This is a genomic window from Paenibacillus sp. CH40, from assembly GCF_024213605.1.
Lineage (GTDB): Bacteria > Bacillota > Bacilli > Paenibacillales > Paenibacillaceae > Paenibacillus > Paenibacillus polymyxa_B.
This window is the reverse complement of record NZ_JANAVQ010000007.1, coordinates 85,185-103,167: the sequence shown is the minus strand read 5'-3', so window position 1 is coordinate 103,167 and position 17,983 is coordinate 85,185. Positions and strand designations below refer to the sequence as shown.

General features: G+C 48.5%; 16 protein-coding genes. 4 read left to right on the top strand and 12 right to left on the bottom strand.

Translation table 11 applies throughout. The features are described 5' to 3' along the window. Window positions 1-122 precede the first annotated feature (122 nt). Together NLX73_RS19330 and NLX73_RS19325 are read right to left on the bottom strand one after the other, a co-directional pair. Window positions 123-1,529, bottom strand: coding sequence for a DNA-binding protein (locus tag NLX73_RS19330; protein ID WP_165179296.1), 1,407 nt, complete (start codon window positions 1,527-1,529; stop codon window positions 123-125). A 246-nt stretch (window positions 1,530-1,775) separates the two neighbouring features. Beyond that, window positions 1,776-3,686 carry a bifunctional 2',3'-cyclic-nucleotide 2'-phosphodiesterase/3'-nucleotidase gene (locus tag NLX73_RS19325; RefSeq protein WP_254327051.1) on the bottom strand — a complete coding sequence of 637 codons (1,911 nt, stop codon included), beginning with the start codon at window positions 3,684-3,686 and terminating at the stop codon, window positions 1,776-1,778. 257 nt (window positions 3,687-3,943) lie between these two features. On the opposite strand from NLX73_RS19325, the gene NLX73_RS19320 reads away from it, so the two are divergent. From NLX73_RS19320 to phnE (NLX73_RS19305), 4 genes are all read left to right on the top strand, one after another. Then, window positions 3,944-4,912, top strand: a complete 969-nt coding sequence (locus tag NLX73_RS19320; protein WP_025722520.1) for a phosphate/phosphite/phosphonate ABC transporter substrate-binding protein — start codon at window positions 3,944-3,946, stop codon at window positions 4,910-4,912. Window positions 4,913-5,045: 133 nt separating this feature from the next. After that, a complete protein-coding gene (phnC, locus tag NLX73_RS19315; RefSeq protein ID WP_039273947.1) occupies window positions 5,046-5,816 on the top strand; it encodes a phosphonate ABC transporter ATP-binding protein in 771 nt (256 codons plus the stop codon). Further along, a complete protein-coding gene (gene phnE, locus NLX73_RS19310; protein ID WP_254327050.1) occupies window positions 5,813-6,667 on the top strand; it encodes a phosphonate ABC transporter, permease protein PhnE in 855 nt (284 codons plus the stop codon). The genes phnC and phnE (NLX73_RS19310) overlap by 4 nt, the downstream gene beginning before the upstream one ends. After that, complete coding sequence (gene phnE / locus NLX73_RS19305; protein WP_013312028.1) at window positions 6,664-7,461, top strand: phosphonate ABC transporter, permease protein PhnE; 798 nt, start codon at window positions 6,664-6,666, stop codon at window positions 7,459-7,461. The genes phnE (NLX73_RS19310) and phnE (NLX73_RS19305) overlap by 4 nt, the downstream gene beginning before the upstream one ends. Before the next feature lie 87 nt (window positions 7,462-7,548). Here the strand turns inward: phnE (NLX73_RS19305) and NLX73_RS19300 are convergent, their stop codons facing one another. The 10 genes from NLX73_RS19300 to deoB all read right to left on the bottom strand — a co-directional run bounded on the left by NLX73_RS19300 (window position 7,549) and on the right by deoB (window position 17,956). After that, the gene (locus NLX73_RS19300; RefSeq protein WP_254327049.1) at window positions 7,549-8,679 is read right to left on the bottom strand and encodes an aminotransferase class V-fold PLP-dependent enzyme; all 1,131 of its coding nucleotides are present in this window, start codon (window positions 8,677-8,679) and stop codon (window positions 7,549-7,551) included. Window positions 8,680-8,841: 162 nt separating this feature from the next. Next, the gene (gene cysW / locus NLX73_RS19295; protein ID WP_069290433.1) at window positions 8,842-9,717 is read right to left on the bottom strand and encodes a sulfate ABC transporter permease subunit CysW; all 876 of its coding nucleotides are present in this window, start codon (window positions 9,715-9,717) and stop codon (window positions 8,842-8,844) included. Window positions 9,718-9,809: 92 nt separating this feature from the next. Further along, a complete protein-coding gene (gene cysT / locus NLX73_RS19290) occupies window positions 9,810-10,643 on the bottom strand; it encodes a sulfate ABC transporter permease subunit CysT (RefSeq protein WP_235306376.1) in 834 nt (277 codons plus the stop codon). Window positions 10,644-10,721: 78 nt separating this feature from the next. Next, the gene (locus NLX73_RS19285; RefSeq protein WP_250260385.1) at window positions 10,722-11,786 is read right to left on the bottom strand and encodes a sulfate ABC transporter substrate-binding protein; all 1,065 of its coding nucleotides are present in this window, start codon (window positions 11,784-11,786) and stop codon (window positions 10,722-10,724) included. 354 nt (window positions 11,787-12,140) lie between these two features. Next, window positions 12,141-12,824, bottom strand: coding sequence for a hypothetical protein (locus NLX73_RS19280; protein WP_235306378.1), 684 nt, complete (start codon window positions 12,822-12,824; stop codon window positions 12,141-12,143). A gap of 232 nt (window positions 12,825-13,056) precedes the next feature. Beyond that, a complete protein-coding gene (locus tag NLX73_RS19275; RefSeq protein WP_254327048.1) occupies window positions 13,057-13,434 on the bottom strand; it encodes a hypothetical protein in 378 nt (125 codons plus the stop codon). Window positions 13,435-13,462: 28 nt separating this feature from the next. Next, window positions 13,463-14,512, bottom strand: a complete 1,050-nt coding sequence (locus NLX73_RS19270; RefSeq protein WP_254327047.1) for a leucine-rich repeat domain-containing protein — start codon at window positions 14,510-14,512, stop codon at window positions 13,463-13,465. Window positions 14,513-14,641: 129 nt separating this feature from the next. Beyond that, window positions 14,642-15,943, bottom strand: a complete 1,302-nt coding sequence (locus tag NLX73_RS19265) for a pyrimidine-nucleoside phosphorylase (RefSeq protein WP_254327046.1) — start codon at window positions 15,941-15,943, stop codon at window positions 14,642-14,644. Window positions 15,944-15,975: 32 nt separating this feature from the next. Beyond that, window positions 15,976-16,683: a purine-nucleoside phosphorylase gene (deoD, locus tag NLX73_RS19260; protein ID WP_013312036.1), complete on the bottom strand. Its 708-nt coding sequence runs from the start codon at window positions 16,681-16,683 to the stop codon at window positions 15,976-15,978. 88 nt (window positions 16,684-16,771) lie between these two features. After that, entirely contained in the window at window positions 16,772-17,956 is a 1,185-nt protein-coding gene (deoB, locus tag NLX73_RS19255; protein ID WP_254327045.1) for a phosphopentomutase, read from the bottom strand. Between the last annotated feature and the right edge of the window lie 27 nt (window positions 17,957-17,983).

Below are 17,983 nucleotides of genomic sequence, written 5' to 3'. Positions count from 1 at the left end.
GGTCCTCTCTATGTTAAAAGTCACAAGCGACAGCAGCAACTAAAAAACGAGAACATCCCCTTTTGAAACAGGAACATCCTCGCAATAACGTGTTATATGAAGAATTCGAATGAAATTTGGAATTATAAATATCCACCGGTACTGTGATCATAGGCATGATTCTTTTCATTTGCACGTACGCCCAGACACAGACTCTGATACAGCTGCTGCTGTTCCGGTGTAGCAAAATTCCGATGCTGCTCAAATAAAGCCATACAACCAATGATATGTTCGGTATAGCTATTATCGACAGACAGTTGCAAGCAATGCAGTATTTGTCCCACTCCCTCGGGGTAATCGCCTTTTCGGAAATAATATTCCGCATACACCTTACAAAAGGATGCAAAGCGAAATGCATTAAAGTGCTTGCGATAATGAGTGTCCCATCGTTCCGGTGCAAGCTCCCAGAAGCTCTTGAGTTGCTGACTAAACAGTCCCAGTTCGGCATCCACGAAATAACCGAACCGGTTCGCCGATTCGAGCAAGGTGTTCAAGCCTTCCAGTGTCTCATCCGGATGCTCACGCAGGTAAGTAATATATTCATAGATTGCAGAAGTGTTGCCCATTTTAATTTCAATACAAAGTCGGTTGCCCTGTGCATATACACGATGTAGGTTGACCACTTTCCAGCCTTCTTCGTCTAAACCCTCAAACCAGCTCAAATCTGCATAACCCTCAATCCATTGCTTGGATTCCTCATATCTGCCCTGAAACTCATAGCAGCTGGCCTTGAGCAGATGCCCTTGAGCATAGTAATAAACGAGCGGCTTAAGCAGCTCCAGGTGCTCATCTCCAAAACGGTTCCGATTGCGATACAATGCCTGCGCCAGCTCTCTTAGCTCGTCCGCATACATTTCCATCTCGGACCATTGCATTTTTAAAGCAAACACTTGAGATAGCATATGTAAGCCTTCCAGTGCGTAAATTTCCGGTAGACGACTACGGTACAAATGGAATTGTACAGCAGCCTTCAAGTTCCGTTGGTTATCCTTAATCTGAATCTGGAATATACGGAAATAGCTGATCGCCAACCGTTCAGAGTGGGTATACTTCTCACTCTCGATGACACAATCATACAGAAGCATGGCGGCTTCATGTCTGCCATCCTCAAACATCGCTTCTGCGGTCTCAAAAATAGCAGGAACGTTCGATAAATCGTCCATCAAATAGCCAAGTACACTGCGTATACACTCCAGCTTATTCAACTCTGAGCAACGCAGGAGAAACGGACGCAACCTCCTCCAGTGTGGTAAGGAATGAATAAAACATTCATCCACATACATCTCGAACAAAGATCCTTCTTCCAATCCCATGGCCTCGGTAATCAGATCAAGCTGATTGACTGAGATAGGCCGTGGCGGGTTTCGATTAAGTATACCGCTAAGTGTACCCGGATTTACCTTGGAAGCATCTGCAAAACATTGCATTGAAATGCCTTCACTTTGAATATACTTTTCTATTTCTGCGCGTATCGTGGTGTTTTTTTCCAAAGGGACACCCCCTCAAACGAATGATGGTGACTTTTTCATTACCTTTTAAACCAAAATTTGTTTAATCAAAGTATATGTCTATTTATACGAGAGGTCAATAACTTTAAACACGACTCAGGACATATAAAATCACGAATTTTGTACGATTTTAAAACTGTTTTATGAAAAAAGACCGTCCTCTGCGGGACAGTCTATTTCTATTATTTTGATGCTGTGGACTTATAGGACAAAAACTAGTTAGCAGTTCTACCGTGAACTTCCGAAATCGATGGCAAACTTAGCATATCCCTCTACTGTTAACCCTTCATAAAGCAACTCCGAATAGGCATTAGCGGCATCCGTTGCTTGCGGCGAGGTCAGGAACGTCACATGCGGACGCCCTGACCATGGGGCGAGGGACCAATGGCCGTCAGCTTTTGGCGTCAACGTCTTCATATGCCGCACATATTCGGTCAGCACATGACGGTTCTCATCCGGTGAAGCAAGTATAATTCGCTCTCCACCCGGATTGACCAGCGCAGAGGAAAACGCGCGATAGTTATTCGTAACAACCAGATAATTTCGCTGCATATCCATCGGTTCGCCATCAAAAGACATCTGAATGATTCTGTGTGCATCTGGGTCCTTTAGGCCTCCGTCAGCATCATATCTGGCTGGCTGTGTTACATCAATCTGATACCTGATGCCGTCGATGATATCAAAATTAAAGCTTGGAAAATCAGAATTAATTAGCTCTTGCTCTTGTTCTGCTGAAGGATCAATTTGCCGGAATTGTCCAGCAGACCACTCTAGCCATTCCCGAATTTCCGTTCCGGTCAGTCGAACGACATGCAGTGTATTCGGAAAATTGTACAGATCGGCGATATGCTTGATCGCCAACGTCCCCGCCGGAATATGGGTATAGTATGATGGGCCATATCTGCCGCCTGTTTTAAAAGGAGCTGCTGCCGACAGAACGGGCAATCCTTCGTACTCGCTTCCTTGCATCTGCTGCTTCACATACCACATTTGCGCATCATTCACCAGCTGAACCGAAGCATCATCCATCACCTGAGCAAAAAAGCTGTTCACCGCCATCGTCGTCTGACCTACAGGTGCACGAATATACTCCAGTGTTCCGGCGTGCTCTTCTGCTACCGCCAACTGAATGGCAGTATCCGGTTGTACCAGCGCCTCCTTGCGTATCGGATCATACACCGGGCGTACCTCGGCAGCAGATGCAGCCACTTGCCACTTCCCTCCACTAAAGTCCAGCTCCAGATCAATGATACCCAGATGATCCCCCCAAAAGCCCGACTCCACTGCTGGAATATCGTGGATGGTACCTCGCTCTACATCAACACCTGTTTTCCCTATAAACGAAGGTCCGGGAAATACTTTATGTGCATGACCAAACACAATGGCATCGATCCCTTCCACCCTGCTCAGATGCAGCACCGCATTTTCCATATCAAGCGTTTCGGGAATATCCTCTAAGCCTGCATGGGGCATGGCAATGATCAGATCGGCTCCCGCCGCCTTCATTTGTGGAATAAACCGTCTTGCCGTTTCCAGCATATCTTTGACAATGATTTTTCCCTCCAGCCACGCCTTGTCCCATTGCATAATTTGCGGAGGGACAAAGCCGATGACCCCCACCTTCAACAAATGCTTACCACCTGCTTCATCCTCTACCGTCTTATCCAGCAATAGATAAGGTGTAAAGTAATTTCGTTCTTGTTCTCCTGCTATATAAATATTGGCATTCACATAAGGAAATTGCGCTCCTCGAAGGCAAGTCTGCAAGTATTCCAGTCCATAGTTAAATTCATGATTCCCGATATTACCTGCCTCATATCCAAGCAGATTCATGGCTTTATAGGCGGGATGCACCGCGCTTGGGTCCTGTTGGATTCGCTGTACAGCATAATCTCCCATTGGATTCCCCTGAATCACATCTCCGTTATCCAGCAGCAGGTGATTGTGCACCTCCGCCCGGGCTATTTGAATCAAGCTGGCTGTTTGCGCCAGACCGTAATGCAGCGTTTCCTGATCCGTATAATAATCGTAATTCCACAAACTGACATGCAAATCGGTTGTAACCATAATGCGGAATTTCACTCTCACAAGGCTTACATTGTCTTGGTCTGCCTTTTCGTTAATATCCAAAATATCCACTCTTGTTCTCTCCCTCAGCTTCGGTCATAGAGCTTGAACAAGTCTAACAGAGCACTGTTAAGAGAATGTTAAAATAAGTATTTCGCATAAATCCAGAAAATGGTTTTTACCATACGATAAATTTTACATCATTTTTACCAAAGTCAGGAGTGGTTTTTACCCTAGCTGTGGGACTAGCTGTTAAGATTTGGTTTGTCACAGCATTTACAGGTTTTTAATTTTATTTTCGTTATTACGATGTTTAGGGGGAAATTATTTTGTTCAAAAAAGCACTGACCTTGTGCATGACCTTCACACTGGCAGCGGGTCTAGCCGCTTGTGGCTCCAATGCAAGCAATAACAACAGCGCGTCCACTCCGGGTACAGATGGCTCTAAAAACGAAAGCACAGCCTATGTTCCTAAGGAGTTAAAGGTACAGTTCGTTCCTTCTCAAAATGCAGATACGCTCGAAGCCAAAGCCAAACCGCTCGAAAATCTACTGGGTGACAAGCTTGGAATCCCGGTGAAAGTAACCGTATCTCCTGACTACAATACAATTGTGGAAGCCATGTCTTCCAAGCAGGTAGATGTAGGATTCCTTCCGCCGAATGCTTATGTACTGGCCCACGATAACCGTAAAGCAGCCGATTTGCTGTTGCAAGCTCAACGCTACGGCATTGAAGATGCTACAGGCAAGGACACAACTGAAAAAGTAAACTTTTATAAAGCAATGATCGTGGTGAAAAAGGATTCTCCGATTCAAAGCCTAGCTGATCTGAAAGGCAAGAAGGTTGGCTGGCAAAATGTAACCTCCTCCGCAGGCTACGTGTACCCTGCAGCAGAACTGAAAAAAGCTGGCGTGGACCCGGACACGGATGTGCAGGGTGTGACGATCAAAGGCCACGATGCTGCTATTCTGGCGTTGCTGAACGGTCAAGTTGATGCGGTAGCTGTTTTCCAGGATGCACGTAACACGGTGAAGAAGGAAATCCCGGATGTATTTGAAAAAACTCGCGTCATTCATTACACAGCTAAAATTCCAAATGACACCGTCAGCGTACGTTCTGATATGGATCAAGCGTGGAGAGACAAGATCAGCCAAGCCTTTATTGACATTGCCAAAGACCCTGCAGGCGGCGAGATCATTAAAGAAATTTACACCCATGTAGGTTATGAAAAGGGCGACGATAAAAACTTCGACTCCGTGCGTGAATACGCCGAAGCCGTTGGCCAAGCGGTTAAGTAATCGGAGCAAACAAGATACTGTAATGAAGTAACAGCTACGAAACAGGCTTTACGAATGACAGGGCAGCACCGTCCATGTATTCATGGCGGTGTTGTTTTCATTCCACCCCATCGGGGGAGAAAGTTGGGAGCATATGATCGAATTCCGTAACGTATCGAAAACATACCCGAACGGCACTAAAGGGTTGAACCATATTAATTTGACGATTCAGGAGGGAGAAATGGTCGTCATCGTCGGCTTATCCGGTGCAGGTAAGTCTACCCTGCTGCGTTCCATTAACCGACTGCATGACATTACGTCCGGCGACATTGTCGTGGGTGGCAGGTCCGTCACGTCTGCTGGAAGCAGCGAGCTGCGGCGTATTCGCCGTGATATCGGTATGATCTTTCAAAGCTTCAATCTGGTTAAGCGTTCGACAGTGCTCCGCAATGTACTTTCCGGCCGCGTCGGCTATCATTCGACGCTGCGGACCATTCTCGGTCTCTTCCCGAAGGAGGATATCGAACTGGCACTAACAGCGCTGGAGCGCGTGAACATCCGCGAAAAAGCTTACAGCCGGGCAGATGAACTGTCCGGTGGCCAACAGCAGCGCGTATCCATCGCTCGCGCCCTGGCGCAGGAGGCTAAAATCATTCTGGCGGACGAGCCTGTCGCATCGCTGGACCCGCTGACCACCCGCCAGGTCATGGATGACCTCCAGCGCATCAACCGTGAAATGCAGATTACGACCATCGTCAATCTGCATTTCATTGATCTCGCGCGCGAATATGCAACGCGGATCATCGGATTGCGCGCCGGGGAAGTGGTCTTTGACGGCACACCGGAGGAAGCTACGGATGAGGCCTTTGCGGAGATCTACGGCCGAGCCATCAAGCATGATGAACTGCTGGGAGTGGGATCATGAAGCCCGACTCTACTGCCCAGCCGCTCTCTTCGACGCAACCGTCACCGCATGCTGGACCGCCGCAGCCAGGCAAGCCGCCCGCAGGGCCATCTTTGCCAGGACGTTACAAGCGTTATGCCACCTGGATGATTTTTATCGTGGTGCTGGTAGCCTGCTCCATTCATACGGATGCCACACCTTACCAGTTGATCGTCGGCTTGCCGGAGATGGGCAAATTGTTGGGCGAAATGTTTCCACCCGACTGGAGCTATCTGCCTACCATCTGGAAACCCATGCTGGAAACGATCCAGATCGCCATTGTTGGCACGACACTGGGAGCCATATTGGCGATCCCTGTCGCGTTGCTGTGTGCCTATAATGTGATGCCGCGCAAACTGATTTCGCTGCCGATGCGCACGATCCTGAACCTAGTACGTACGATTCCTGATTTGCTGTTTGCCTCAATCTTTGTGGCGGTGTTCGGCATCGGGCCGTTTGCAGGGATGCTCGCCCTGCTCTTCTTCTCCTTTGGCATCATAGCCAAGCTGACCTTTGAGGCGATTGAAGCCATTGATCCCGGGCCGCTGGAAGCCATGACCGCTGTTGGCGCGAGCCGCATTCAAGTCATCGCCTTTGGTGTGGTTCCGCAGGCTCTTCCTTATTTTGTGTCGTACTTACTGTATACCTTTGAGGTTAATGTGCGCGCGGCTTCCGTTCTGGGCCTGGTCGGGGCTGGCGGTATCGGTCTGTTGCTTGACCGTTCTCTGGGGCTGTTCCGATATGATCGGGCAAGCATCATTATTCTACTGACCCTCGTCATCGTCCTTGCGATTGATTACGGCAGTAACCTGCTACGGAGGAAATTATTATGAATGATCCTACGCTTCGCAGACCTATTGGCTCCCGCCTGCGCCTATGGGCGATAGCTATTCTGCTAATCATCATTTATATTTGGGCTTTTCGCGGGATGCAGTTTGAAGGATTACAGGGAACGGCTAAAAGTGTCTCTGTCGCTATATTGGACGGCTTCCTTCATCCCGACTGGTCGTTCGTCTACATCCCTGAGGGAGAGGATTTACTGCGCGGGTTGCTGGATACGCTGGTCATTTCAGTACTCGGAACCTTCGTGTCCGCATTTGTCTGCCTTCCGTTCGCCTTTTGGGCGTCCAGCAATATGACCCGTCTACGTCCCTTATCGGGTAGCGGGAAATTTGTGCTTAGTGTCATCCGGGTTTTTCCCGAAATGATCGTCGCCATCTTGTTTATCAAAGCCGTTGGCCCCGGCTCGTTTGCGGGTGTGCTTGCCCTCGGCATTCACTCCATCGGCATGCTGGCGAAGCTTTTCTCGGAAACGATCGAAAGTGTCGATCACGGGCCTCAAGAGGCTTTGATCGCGTGCGGTGCCAACCGTTGGCAGGTGATTTTCTTCGCCGTGCTACCGCAGGTGATTCCACAGTTTCTTTCGTATTCGCTTTACCGTTTTGAAATTAATATCCGTTCTGCTACCACGCTCGGTCTGGTCGGTGCAGGGGGTATCGGTACTCCGCTACTGTTTGCACTCCAAATGCGCAACTGGAACCGTGTAGGCGTTATCTTGCTCGGCATTGTGGTCCTGATCATTTTGACGGATCTGATTTCCGGCTGGCTACGCAAACGGATCGTATAATTAGAATTCTAAACGTCCAAAAAGCCTCTCCTGTGTAAAAAGGGATGTTATACTCCCATTCACTCGGAAGAGGCTTTTGCCGTTCGTTCAACATCGCCCTGCCAATTCATCTATGACCCGTCGGACTTCCTCAGCCGTATTGTAAAAATGCGGAGCCACACGGATAACATCCTTTCGTGCTGAAACGATCATATTTTGGCTTCTCAAATTCCTTTCCATAGCCGACACGTCGGCTACTTCAACAGCGAGCAGGCTTGGTAATGTGCCTCCCCTGTAAGGTACACGTATGTGTAACCCTTTGCGCCGTCCATATTCAACGGAAAAATCCAACAACTCACTCATATAGGACTGAATACTCGTGACTCCAATCTCCAGCAGCAGCTTTAAGGCCGCATTGGCGGCAAAAATGCTAATGAAAGAAGGCAATCCCGTCTCAAAGCGTCGGGCTCCCGCCGCCGGAACCGGGTGAGCAATATCAAACCGGGAAGCGGGCTCCTGCCCAAGCCAGCCTGTAAGACGGGGCTTGAAGCGGTCTATTCGGTCCTTGCTTACATAAAGAAAAGCCACGCCCGGAATTCCAAGCATATATTTGCGTGCTCCCGCGACCAAAATATCTACGCCCATTGCCTTTACATCCACTGGAATGATCCCTGCAGACTGATAAGCATCCACAAATAGCAACGCCTGATTTCGGTGGGCTATATCGGCAATGGATTTTAAATCCTGCTGAAATCCGTTGGTATAGTTCACTTGTGACACCATAACGAGCGCAGTTTTCTCCGTAACATGCTCCTCATACTGCTCTATCGTCACTTCTCCCTCGATGGAGGGGATACAGCAGATGTGATCCCGGAACATCTCCTGTGCCTGCCAGATGTGTCCCACCGTCGGAAAGTCGGTGTCCGCATACACAATGCCTTCTTTTCCCGGTACATAAGGAAGGGCTGTGGCCACCCCGGCAATCGCCTCAGAGGCTGAGGACAGGACCGCAATTTCGTCAGGCTCCGCCCCAATGAGCTTGGCAAAATGCCCTCTAGCCTCCTCCAAACGTGCCATAGACAGATCGCCGTTATGACCGTGTTGCAGCAAACTTCGATGATATTCCTCAATGGCAGCGGAAACCGGCCTCGATACGGCCCCCTGGGAACAACTCCCTACATGGATATGTGAGGACAGCACTGGAAACAGCTGACGGTAGGACTGAAACGGATGTTTCATTTTTCCCTTCGCTCCTCCTGGGCACACCAACGTGCCTTGATATAATCATTTTATTATCCATATAAGCCACCTTAGAACAAGGGCCTCTCTTCCCATCTTCTCGCCGTTAACAGACGATAGACGCAAAGAGAGGCCCTGAGGGATCATATACAAAATCATAAATTAATGCACGCGTTTGCGTCCAAACCAGCTTTTAAGCACCAAAGTAGCCAGAGCTAGTAACAATAACAACGAGGCCACCGCAAAAGATGCCGAGAACTGATATTCGTTATACAAAATTTCTACATGCAGCGGCAGTGTATTCGTCTCTCCCCGGATATGTCCAGAGACGACGGACACTGCACCGAACTCACCCATGGCTCGCGCATTACACAAAATGATGCCATACAGCAGACCCCACTTGATATTCGGCAGCGTCACTTTCCAGAAAATGCGCCAGCCGCGCGCGCCCAACGTGACCGCCGCTTCTTCCTCCTGCTGTCCCTGATCTTCCATCATTGGAATGAGTTCTCGCGCCACAAATGGAAAGGTAATGAACAGCGTCGCTAAAATAATACCAGGCAGAGCAAATATAATTTTAATATCATGCTCGTCCAACCACGGTCCAAGCCAGCCCTGTGCGCCGAACACTAATACATACATCAGCCCTCCAACGACAGGAGAGATGGCAAAGGGTAAATCAATCAAGGTGACCAGCAAGCCTTTGCCGCGAAATTGAAATTTCGTGATCAGCCAAGCGGCAGCTACACCAAATACCGTATTCAGCGGTACCGTTATCGCTGCCACCAGCAGCGTCAACCGCAATGCAGACATGGCATCTGGGTCCCGTAACGCTTCGACGTAGACGCCCCATCCTTGCTTGAGCGCTTCGGTAAGCACGACGATTAGCGGCAATACCAGCACCCAGAGCAAAGCTAAAAAAGCAGCACCAATCAGCGTCCACTTCACCCAAGTGGCCTCGGTCGTGACCCTGTTGGGCGGTGCGGATGAAGGCACTGGTGCAGAAGCAAGCTCCTGCCCAGTTATTGCTTGTGACATGGTGTATCCCTCCTTAGAATGCGGGTATCATGCGCAGCCCTGCATGTTAACGTTAGATAATTACATTAGACAGTTGCGTTTAGGCAGTTACGTTAAACTGCACGGCGCCGTGACCAGCGCTGAATGCTGTTAATCACGAGTAGCAGCACGAATGAAATCACCAACAGCATCAACGCTACCGCCGTAGCTCCTGCATAGTCATTTTGCTCCAGCTTGGACATGATGAGCAGTGGAGCAATTTCCGTTTTCATCGGCATATTGCCAGAGATGAATACGACAGAACCGTACTCGCCAATACCACGGGCAAAGGCGAGCGCAAAACCCGTCAGCAGCGGCGGCACCAGCTCCGGCACAATAACGCTACAGAAGATACGCCATCTGCCAGCTCCCAGCGTAGCAGCGACCTCCTCCTCGTCCTTATCCAGCTCCTCCAAAACCGGCTGCACTGTCCGTACGACGAACGGAATGCCAATAAACATCAATGCTAGCGTAATTCCCGTCTGTGAGTATGCCAGCCTCCATCCAAGCGGTTCAAACAATGAACCGATCCAGCCGTTCTGCGCATACAGAGCAGTCAAAGCAACCCCCGCTACGGCAGTAGGCAAAGCAAAGGGCAGATCAATCACCGCATCAAAAATTCGTTTCCCCGGAAACTCATAACGCACCAGCACCCAGGCTATCAATAAACCGAGAAACAGGTCGATCAGCGCCGCAGCCGCGGCACACAAAAAGCTTACCTTGTAGGAAGCCAGCACCCTGACATCAGTCGCCACGTCCCAAAATTTTTCCCACGTCAGTCCAGTTGAATTCAGAAGCAGTGCCGATAAAGGCACCAGCACCACCAGACTGAGATACAGCACACTATAACCCATTGTTAACCCGAACCCGGGAAGTACGCGTTTTCGGGTGGCTTGCACTTGACTCATGTTCTGTTCATCCCTCTCTGAATCCATTCACTATGACACTCGCGGCTACCGATCAATCGCCTACACAGCCCACCTATTTTATGAACTGCCGGGTACATAAATCTGGTCAAAAATGCCTTTGTCGCTGAAATGCTTCTGCTGCGTCTCCTTCCATGTCCCGAATACATCCTTCAAGGTTACGAGCTCCAAGTTAGGAAATTGATCCTTGAACTTTGCCGTCACACTCTCCAGTGTTGGGCGATAATAATTTTCGGCAGCAATGGTCTGCCCTTCTTCACTGTACAAATATTTCAGGTACGCGTCCGCCACCTCGCGTGTACCTTTTTTATCTACCACCTTATCGACTACTGCTACCGGAGGTTCAGCCAATATACTGATCGATGGATATACGATATCGAATTTATCCGCACCCAGCTCCTTCACGGAGAGCAATGCTTCATTTTCCCATGCAATCAGCACATCGCCAATTCCACGCTCTACGAAAGTCGTTGTCGCTCCACGTGCTCCGCTATCCAGTACCGGCACATGCTTATACAGGTCCTGTACAAACTGCTGGGCTTTAGCTTCATCGTTATTGTTCTTCTTGAGCGCATAGGCCCAGGCTGCAAGATAGTTCCAACGTGCTCCACCCGAAGTTTTAGGATTCGGTGTAATAACTTGCACATCGCCACGGATTAAATCGTCCCAGTCCTTGATCCCTTTCGGGTTCCCTTTGCGCACCAGTAACACGATGGTTGAAGTGTACGGGGCGCTGTTATGCTCATATTTACTTTGCCACCCCTCTTTAACAAGTCCTTTTTCCTGTAGCGCATCAATATCGTAGCCCAGGGCCAGAGTTACCACGTCCGCATCCAGCCCGTCTTGTACAGAACGACTTTGCTTGCCAGATCCTCCATGAGATTGCTTGATCGTAACCTTCTGTCCTTTCTCCTTCTCCCAATGGGCGGCAAACGCTTTATTATATGCCTCATACAGCTCACGGGTCGGATCATAAGAAACATTGAGCAACTCCACTTCCTTGGAACCGGCAGCAGAACTACCATCCGCCTGCGTCCCTCCCTTGCTTGCCCCGCAAGCGCTCAGCATAATCGTTAAAACCAAAGATAGTCCGAGAATAAGTCCACTTTTCCATTGCCTTTTCATCAAGACACCCCGAATTCTATGTAATTTGTATTCATTTACGCCTGTTATTTACAGACATAATCAAAAAAAGAGCGGAGAATTCCCTGATGCAGCTCTGATAGGTCAAACCTGTCGCGTGGACAGTGTCTGCCTGCTGTTCCTAGAGGTTCTCCGCCAAAATGGCGAGATCATACTTTAATTCTTTAATTCCTACCTGTTTAATGAGTTATATGGATATAATACGAGAGTTTAGGAGTGATGTCAAACCTTTTTTTGGTATGTATCATCTGTATTTTTCTTTCTTTAAAGGGGGGCAGTCAGAAACATGATATATGTTTCCGACCGTTTAGAGGTCATTTACACACGGAGTACGACTTAGTTGGCAACCGTTTCAAGATTAATCGAAAAGACTCCAAAAAGCTTGGGATTGTCCGTAGCTCTTCTCAACCACAGTTCACCGGAACCCACCATGACTCCCTGATAATTAACAAACAAATCATCTGTCTTTTGATTCACCAGCGCCTCGCGAATTGCGTCCGTAAAAATCTGATCATACTTGGCCATAAAATCTTTCTTATTCGGAATCGTTAGCGACTTTTCACTATCATTAACACGCAGAGGGTACAAAATATAATCGGCCACTTTCTCCTTGTCATTGTCGGCAACTGCCTTCTGCAGCGCTTTGAACGTGTTCAAAAACGCTTTAGGATCTTGAATACCTGCTACCTCAAATGGATTTTGCGATGGATTGGAGACTGCCGGAGAAGAAGATGTATCCGATGAAGCAGCTGGAGCCGAAGGAGCTGACTTTTGTGCATCCGTACCGCTGTTTTCTGCACTCTCGCTCTCTTTCGCTGCTTTGTCACTTTGGGCTGAACCGCTACGATTACCACCGGCTCCGTTCTCGATCACGCTTGTACTGCTTCCAGTATCAATGGTTTCAGCATTCTTATCCTGACCACAGCCAGTAAGTGCTACAAAAGTAAGTGTAAGTAAAATGGCTGTGAGTGACAGCCTCCGTGACATCTTTTGATTACCGAATTCATGGTTTTTGGGCACAACGGGTCATCCTTTCTGCTTTCTGCTCTGACCTATTCTGTTCATTAAGTCTTCAACCGTTCTATTGTAACATAAGTAGACTAATGACCGCATGTCGCACCCTTTCTGGAAGGAGCTTACAGTGTAATATATGCGAAGGTTTTAACGTTTCCTTGCGATCCATCGTCCGTACTTACTTTCAAAATCATCTCTTTCAAGGAGTCACTTACAGCTTCATCCTGCCCCTCTGGCTTTACAAACAGCAGATCGTGGCGTTCTCCCGGCTGCAACGTTTGCTGGAAAACCCGCTCGTTGACCCTTGCAAGTCTAATCCATTTGCACTATTGAGCTTGTATTGTACGGGTTGCTTGCCTGTATTCTTGATACTGATGTACAACTTGTGCCCCTCTTCAAATCTAAAGCTCGTTTGTCCTTGTCCTCCAAATTGCATCTCCTGGTCATGTACAACGCGTTTCGCTGCACTTCCTTGCTTACTCTGCATACTAAGCGGAACAGTCGAATGACTCTGATTTACTTCTGTAATAGTTGATGTAGGAACGCTCATATTAGCAAAAGTGGCATAACCCACAATTGCCCCTGCAACCCCGATCCAAACCCATTTCTCCACCATTTGATTTCCTCCTTTTCTTATCTATCCTTCAGTCGTCACCGTGATTGCACAGATGGAACGGCTTATCTTCTATAAGGAAGCGATCAAGCCAAGTCATTTTATATATAAAATCGGGTGCCGATTCGATGAATCCGTTCACAATGTCCAAAGAGCGTAGATTGTTCAAGTTTTGTATTTCAGGAGGCAACGTACGGATTCCGCTATACTGGATATCCAGATACTCCAGTTGTTGCAGCTCTCCAATTTCAGGAGGCAAATGCCGGAATGCCAGCTCCTCTTTGGGTATTACTTTGACATCTGGTGCCGGGCGATCATAACATCCACAGCTGATCCTCAGGCTTTTGAGCCGGGTCAGCTTGGCAATATCAGCCGGTAGCTCTTCCAAATCCGCTACTTGTATCGTCAGTGACTCCAACGATTCCAATTCGAACAAGGCATGCGGTAGTGTTCGTATATCCTGCTCGAAAATGGTCAGATGCTTCAGAGAATGCAGTTCTCTAATCCGTTCCGGTATCTCCCTCAAACCAAACGACATAAGCTCCACTCGATCCGGTTGATGCCGAATAGCATCGTCCAGAAAAACATCTATATTCTGATGATATTCAGGTTTGTGAATAAACACACCGGGAATAAGCTTCTCCAATTCATCCGCTTCTTCTGTAGCCATGTTTAGTCTACCTATTCGTTCGTGAGCTATGTTAATGATCCAATCCTCTCCATCCGCATTCTGGAAGCACAAATCTTCAGGCAATTGGGGATGTACCCAAGAAAACAAACTAGACGCCGCCTGCTTTAATAGTCCCCCTGCCTCAGGCGCACACTGGTATCGGTAAAATGTTCCTTGTGTGTAGGCAATGGAATGCATGCCCCTAATTTCCTCATATGAGTGTGTGGACAGTAAAAAAGGTTTCAATTGCTGTAGTAATTCCTTGAACAGAGTATCCTGGTCGATCACTCCATTCTCATCCTCTGTCGCCCATTTATGTATGCCTAGCATAAACGTGTCTGCCCGTTCCATAGCATAATCAATCAGTCCTTCATAGGCTGCTCCCCGAACATCGCTGTATAATCTGAACATGTCTCTCCCCCTCTGTGCCCTCCGCCTTACAATAAAAAAAGCCGAACTCATATCTATTATGAGTCCAGCTGTCATATTTTTCAAACTTGATCAAAGACACCCAATACAACTTTCTGAATAGGTTACCGCTTACTCTGTCACTGTTCCATAGATCAGCACTGGTGCTTCCGCATGATCCGCAATACGGATATTCGCGTAGATTTTCTCCAGCACTTGAGCTACATCTTCACGGTTCGCATGGATGGTAACCAGTGAATCGCCTTTTTGAACAGCATCCCCGACCTTTTTGTTCAGCATCAAGCCGACAGCCAGATCAATCTCGGATTCTTTGGTCGCACGTCCTGCTCCAAGCAACATCGCTGCGGTACCAATTTCGTCAGCCACGATTTCAGCTACCACACCATCCTGCTTCGCAGGCACCTCAATAAGGTACTGTGCTTGTGGCAAGCGTTCAGGATGATCCACTACAGAAGCATCACCGCCCTGATTCGCAATAAACTCTTTGAATTTCTCCAGCGCTTTGCCATTGCGAATGACTTCTCTGAGCTTCTCTTCGGCGTTTTCAAGGGATTCTGCTTTCCCTGCTAAAAATACCATCTGACTGCCCAAAGCCATACACAGCTCTTCCAGATCTTTCGGTCCTTGGCCGCGCAGCGTATCAATCGCTTCTTTCACTTCCAGCGAGTTACCGATGGCCAGACCCAGCGGCTGACTCATATCGGAAATGACTGCCATCGTTTTGCGACCCACATTGTTACCGATGCTCACCATGGCATGTGCCAGTGCTTTGGCATCATCTACGGTTTTCATAAATGCGCCTGCACCTGTTTTTACATCGAGTACGATAGCATCGGAGCCGGCAGCGATTTTCTTACTCATAATCGAGCTGGCAATCAGCGGGATCGAGTTGACCGTCGCCGTAACGTCACGCAAGGCATACAGCTTTTTGTCCGCAGGTGTCAGGTTGCCGCTTTGTCCGATGACCGCAATTTTGCTGCGATTCACCAAATCCACAAATTCGTCCTTGCTGATTTCGACGTGGAAGCCTGCAATAGCCTCCAGCTTGTCGATTGTTCCTCCGGTATGTCCGAGGCCGCGGCCTGACATTTTGGCTACCGGAATGTCCAAGGCCGCTACGAGCGGAGCCAGTACCAGCGTTGTTGTATCACCCACACCGCCAGTGGAATGCTTATCGACCTTTACACCTTCAATCGCGGACAGATCAATGGTATCACCCGAATGAACCATCGCCATCGTCAGATCAGCGCGTTCGCGTTCAGTCATATCTTTGAAGAAAATGGACATCGCCAATGCACTGACTTGATAATCGGGAATTTCACCCTGAGTGTAGCCTTGGATAATAAAATTAATTTCCTCCGTACTCAGTTCTTTTCCGTCACGTTTTTTCTCAATCAAGTCTACCATTCTCATATGTCATTTCTCCTCACTGTGCGTATGATCGTTTACAGAGATACTGCTGTATCCAGTGCAACTTCCATCATTTCTTTAAAGGTTGTTTGCCGTTCTTCTGCGGTCGTTTCTTCCCCCGTCAGCAAATGATCGCTTACCGTCAGAATCGTCAGTGCGTTTACGCCAAACTTGGCTGCCAACGTATATAAAGCCGAAGTTTCCATCTCTACACCCAGCACGCCGTATTCCATCAGCTTTTGTACCACTGATTTGTCATCACGGTAGAAGCTGTCTGAGCTGAATACATTACCGACATGCATGTTCAGGCCTTTGGCAACACCACGATCATAAGCGCCCTTCAATAGATCGAAGCTGGCAATCGGCGAGTAGTCGTAGCCGCCAAAGATATGGCGGTTCATACCGGAATCCGTACAGGATGCTTGTGCCAAAATGACGTCACGAACGTGCACATGCTCCTTCATTCCGCCGCATGTACCTACGCGGAACAGGTTTTTCACACCGTATTCGCTAATCAGTTCGTTGACATAAATACTGATGGAAGGCAGCCCCATCCCGGTTCCCTGCACAGATAGGCGTTTGCCTTGGTACGTCCCCGTGAATCCGAGCATTCCGCGTACCTCGTTGTAGCAGGTCACGTCCTCCAGATACGTTTCAGCAATAAATTTTGCCCGTAGCGGGTCTCCTGGCAGCAAAATCGTTTCTGCAATTTCTCCGGGTTTGGCTCCAATGTGTACACTCATATTTTTTATTCCTCCGTCCCATTTGTCCATGCTTGTATCGTTATTTATATGGTTACTAGTAATCTTGCTTACTCTTGCTGGTCCTTGATTACTGAAGCTCTGCCAAAAAGCTCGTTCCGTGTTCAGGCAGTTTTACACCAAAGTTATCTGCTACAGTCGCTCCAATATCAGCAAAGGTTTTACGAACCCCAAGCTCCTTGCCCCCAGCTTTAAAACGCGGGGAATAGGCCAGCAAAGGTACATATTCGCGGGTGTGATCCGTTCCACGATACGTCGGGTCATTCCCATGATCTGCAGTGATGATTAGCAGATCGTCATCGGTCATTTTGGCAAAAACCTCTGGCAGACGCGCATCGTAATCGTCCAAAGCTTGACCATATCCCTGCGGATCACGACGGTGACCGTATACAGCGTCAAAGTCCACCAAATTCAGAAAGCTTAATCCGGTGAAATTCTCATCGAGCGTAGCCACCAGCTTATCCATGCCGTCCATATTGGACACCGTACGCACCGCCTTCGTCACACCCTCACCGTCATAAATGTCAGAGATTTTACCCAAGGCGATCACATCCAGACCTGCATCCTTCAGCTCGTTCATGGTGGTGCGACCAAACGGCTTGAGCGCATAATCATGTCGATTGGAGGTACGGGAGAAGTTCCCTGCCTCGCCTACGAACGGACGTGCAATAATGCGACCCAGCATGTACGGATCTTCCAGCGTGATTTTACGGCAGAACTCGCAAATCTCATAGAGCTCCTTCAAAGGTACAACTTCCTCGTGCGCCGCAATTTGCAGCACAGAGTCCGCTGAGGTATAGATGATGAGCGCTCCAGTTTTCACGTGTTCTTCGCCCAGCTCATCAATGATTTCCGTTCCGCTAGCAGGCTTATTACCAATAACTTTGCGACCTGTGTGCTCCTCAATGCGTTGAATCAGCTCATCCGGGAACCCATCAGGAAATACACGGAAAGGAACCGCAATGTTCAAGCCCATGATTTCCCAATGGCCCGTCATCGTATCCTTGCCATTGGACGCTTCCTGCATCTTAGTGTGATACGCGAGCGGCTTGTCGGCCGCTGCTACCCCTTCTATGGAACGAATATTGGACAGACCGAGCTTACCCATATTCGGCATCTTCAGGCCACCGCGTTCGCGGGCAATATGACCGAGTGTATCTACATCGTAATCATCAAACTGGGCAGCATCCGGCGCTTCGCCGATACCAACCGAGTCCATAACCACCAAGTGAATCCGTTTGAATTTAGACATCATAAAAATCCTTTCCTGACTCGCTGTTTT

What these genes read in the sequence shown, in the direction of transcription:
- cysW (WP_069290433.1), bottom strand. Translation starts at nt 9,717, where the DNA reads ATGTCACAAGCAATAACTGGGCAGGAGCTTGCTTCTGCACCAGTGCCT.
- NLX73_RS19300 (WP_254327049.1), bottom strand. Translation starts at nt 8,679, where the DNA reads ATGAAACATCCGTTTCAGTCCTACCGTCAGCTGTTTCCAGTGCTGTCC.
- cysT (WP_235306376.1), bottom strand. Translation starts at nt 10,643, where the DNA reads ATGAGTCAAGTGCAAGCCACCCGAAAACGCGTACTTCCCGGGTTCGGG.
- NLX73_RS19265 (WP_254327046.1), bottom strand. Translation starts at nt 15,943, where the DNA reads ATGAGAATGGTAGACTTGATTGAGAAAAAACGTGACGGAAAAGAACTG.
- deoB (WP_254327045.1), bottom strand. Translation starts at nt 17,956, where the DNA reads ATGATGTCTAAATTCAAACGGATTCACTTGGTGGTTATGGACTCGGTT.
- phnE (WP_013312028.1), top strand. Translation starts at nt 6,664, where the DNA reads ATGAATGATCCTACGCTTCGCAGACCTATTGGCTCCCGCCTGCGCCTA.
- NLX73_RS19285 (WP_250260385.1), bottom strand. Translation starts at nt 11,786, where the DNA reads ATGAAAAGGCAATGGAAAAGTGGACTTATTCTCGGACTATCTTTGGTT.
- NLX73_RS19270 (WP_254327047.1), bottom strand. Translation starts at nt 14,512, where the DNA reads ATGTTCAGATTATACAGCGATGTTCGGGGAGCAGCCTATGAAGGACTG.
- deoD (WP_013312036.1), bottom strand. Translation starts at nt 16,683, where the DNA reads ATGAGTGTACACATTGGAGCCAAACCCGGAGAAATTGCAGAAACGATT.
- phnE (WP_254327050.1), top strand. Translation starts at nt 5,813, where the DNA reads ATGAAGCCCGACTCTACTGCCCAGCCGCTCTCTTCGACGCAACCGTCA.
- phnC (WP_039273947.1), top strand. Translation starts at nt 5,046, where the DNA reads ATGATCGAATTCCGTAACGTATCGAAAACATACCCGAACGGCACTAAA.
- NLX73_RS19275 (WP_254327048.1), bottom strand. Translation starts at nt 13,434, where the DNA reads ATGGTGGAGAAATGGGTTTGGATCGGGGTTGCAGGGGCAATTGTGGGT.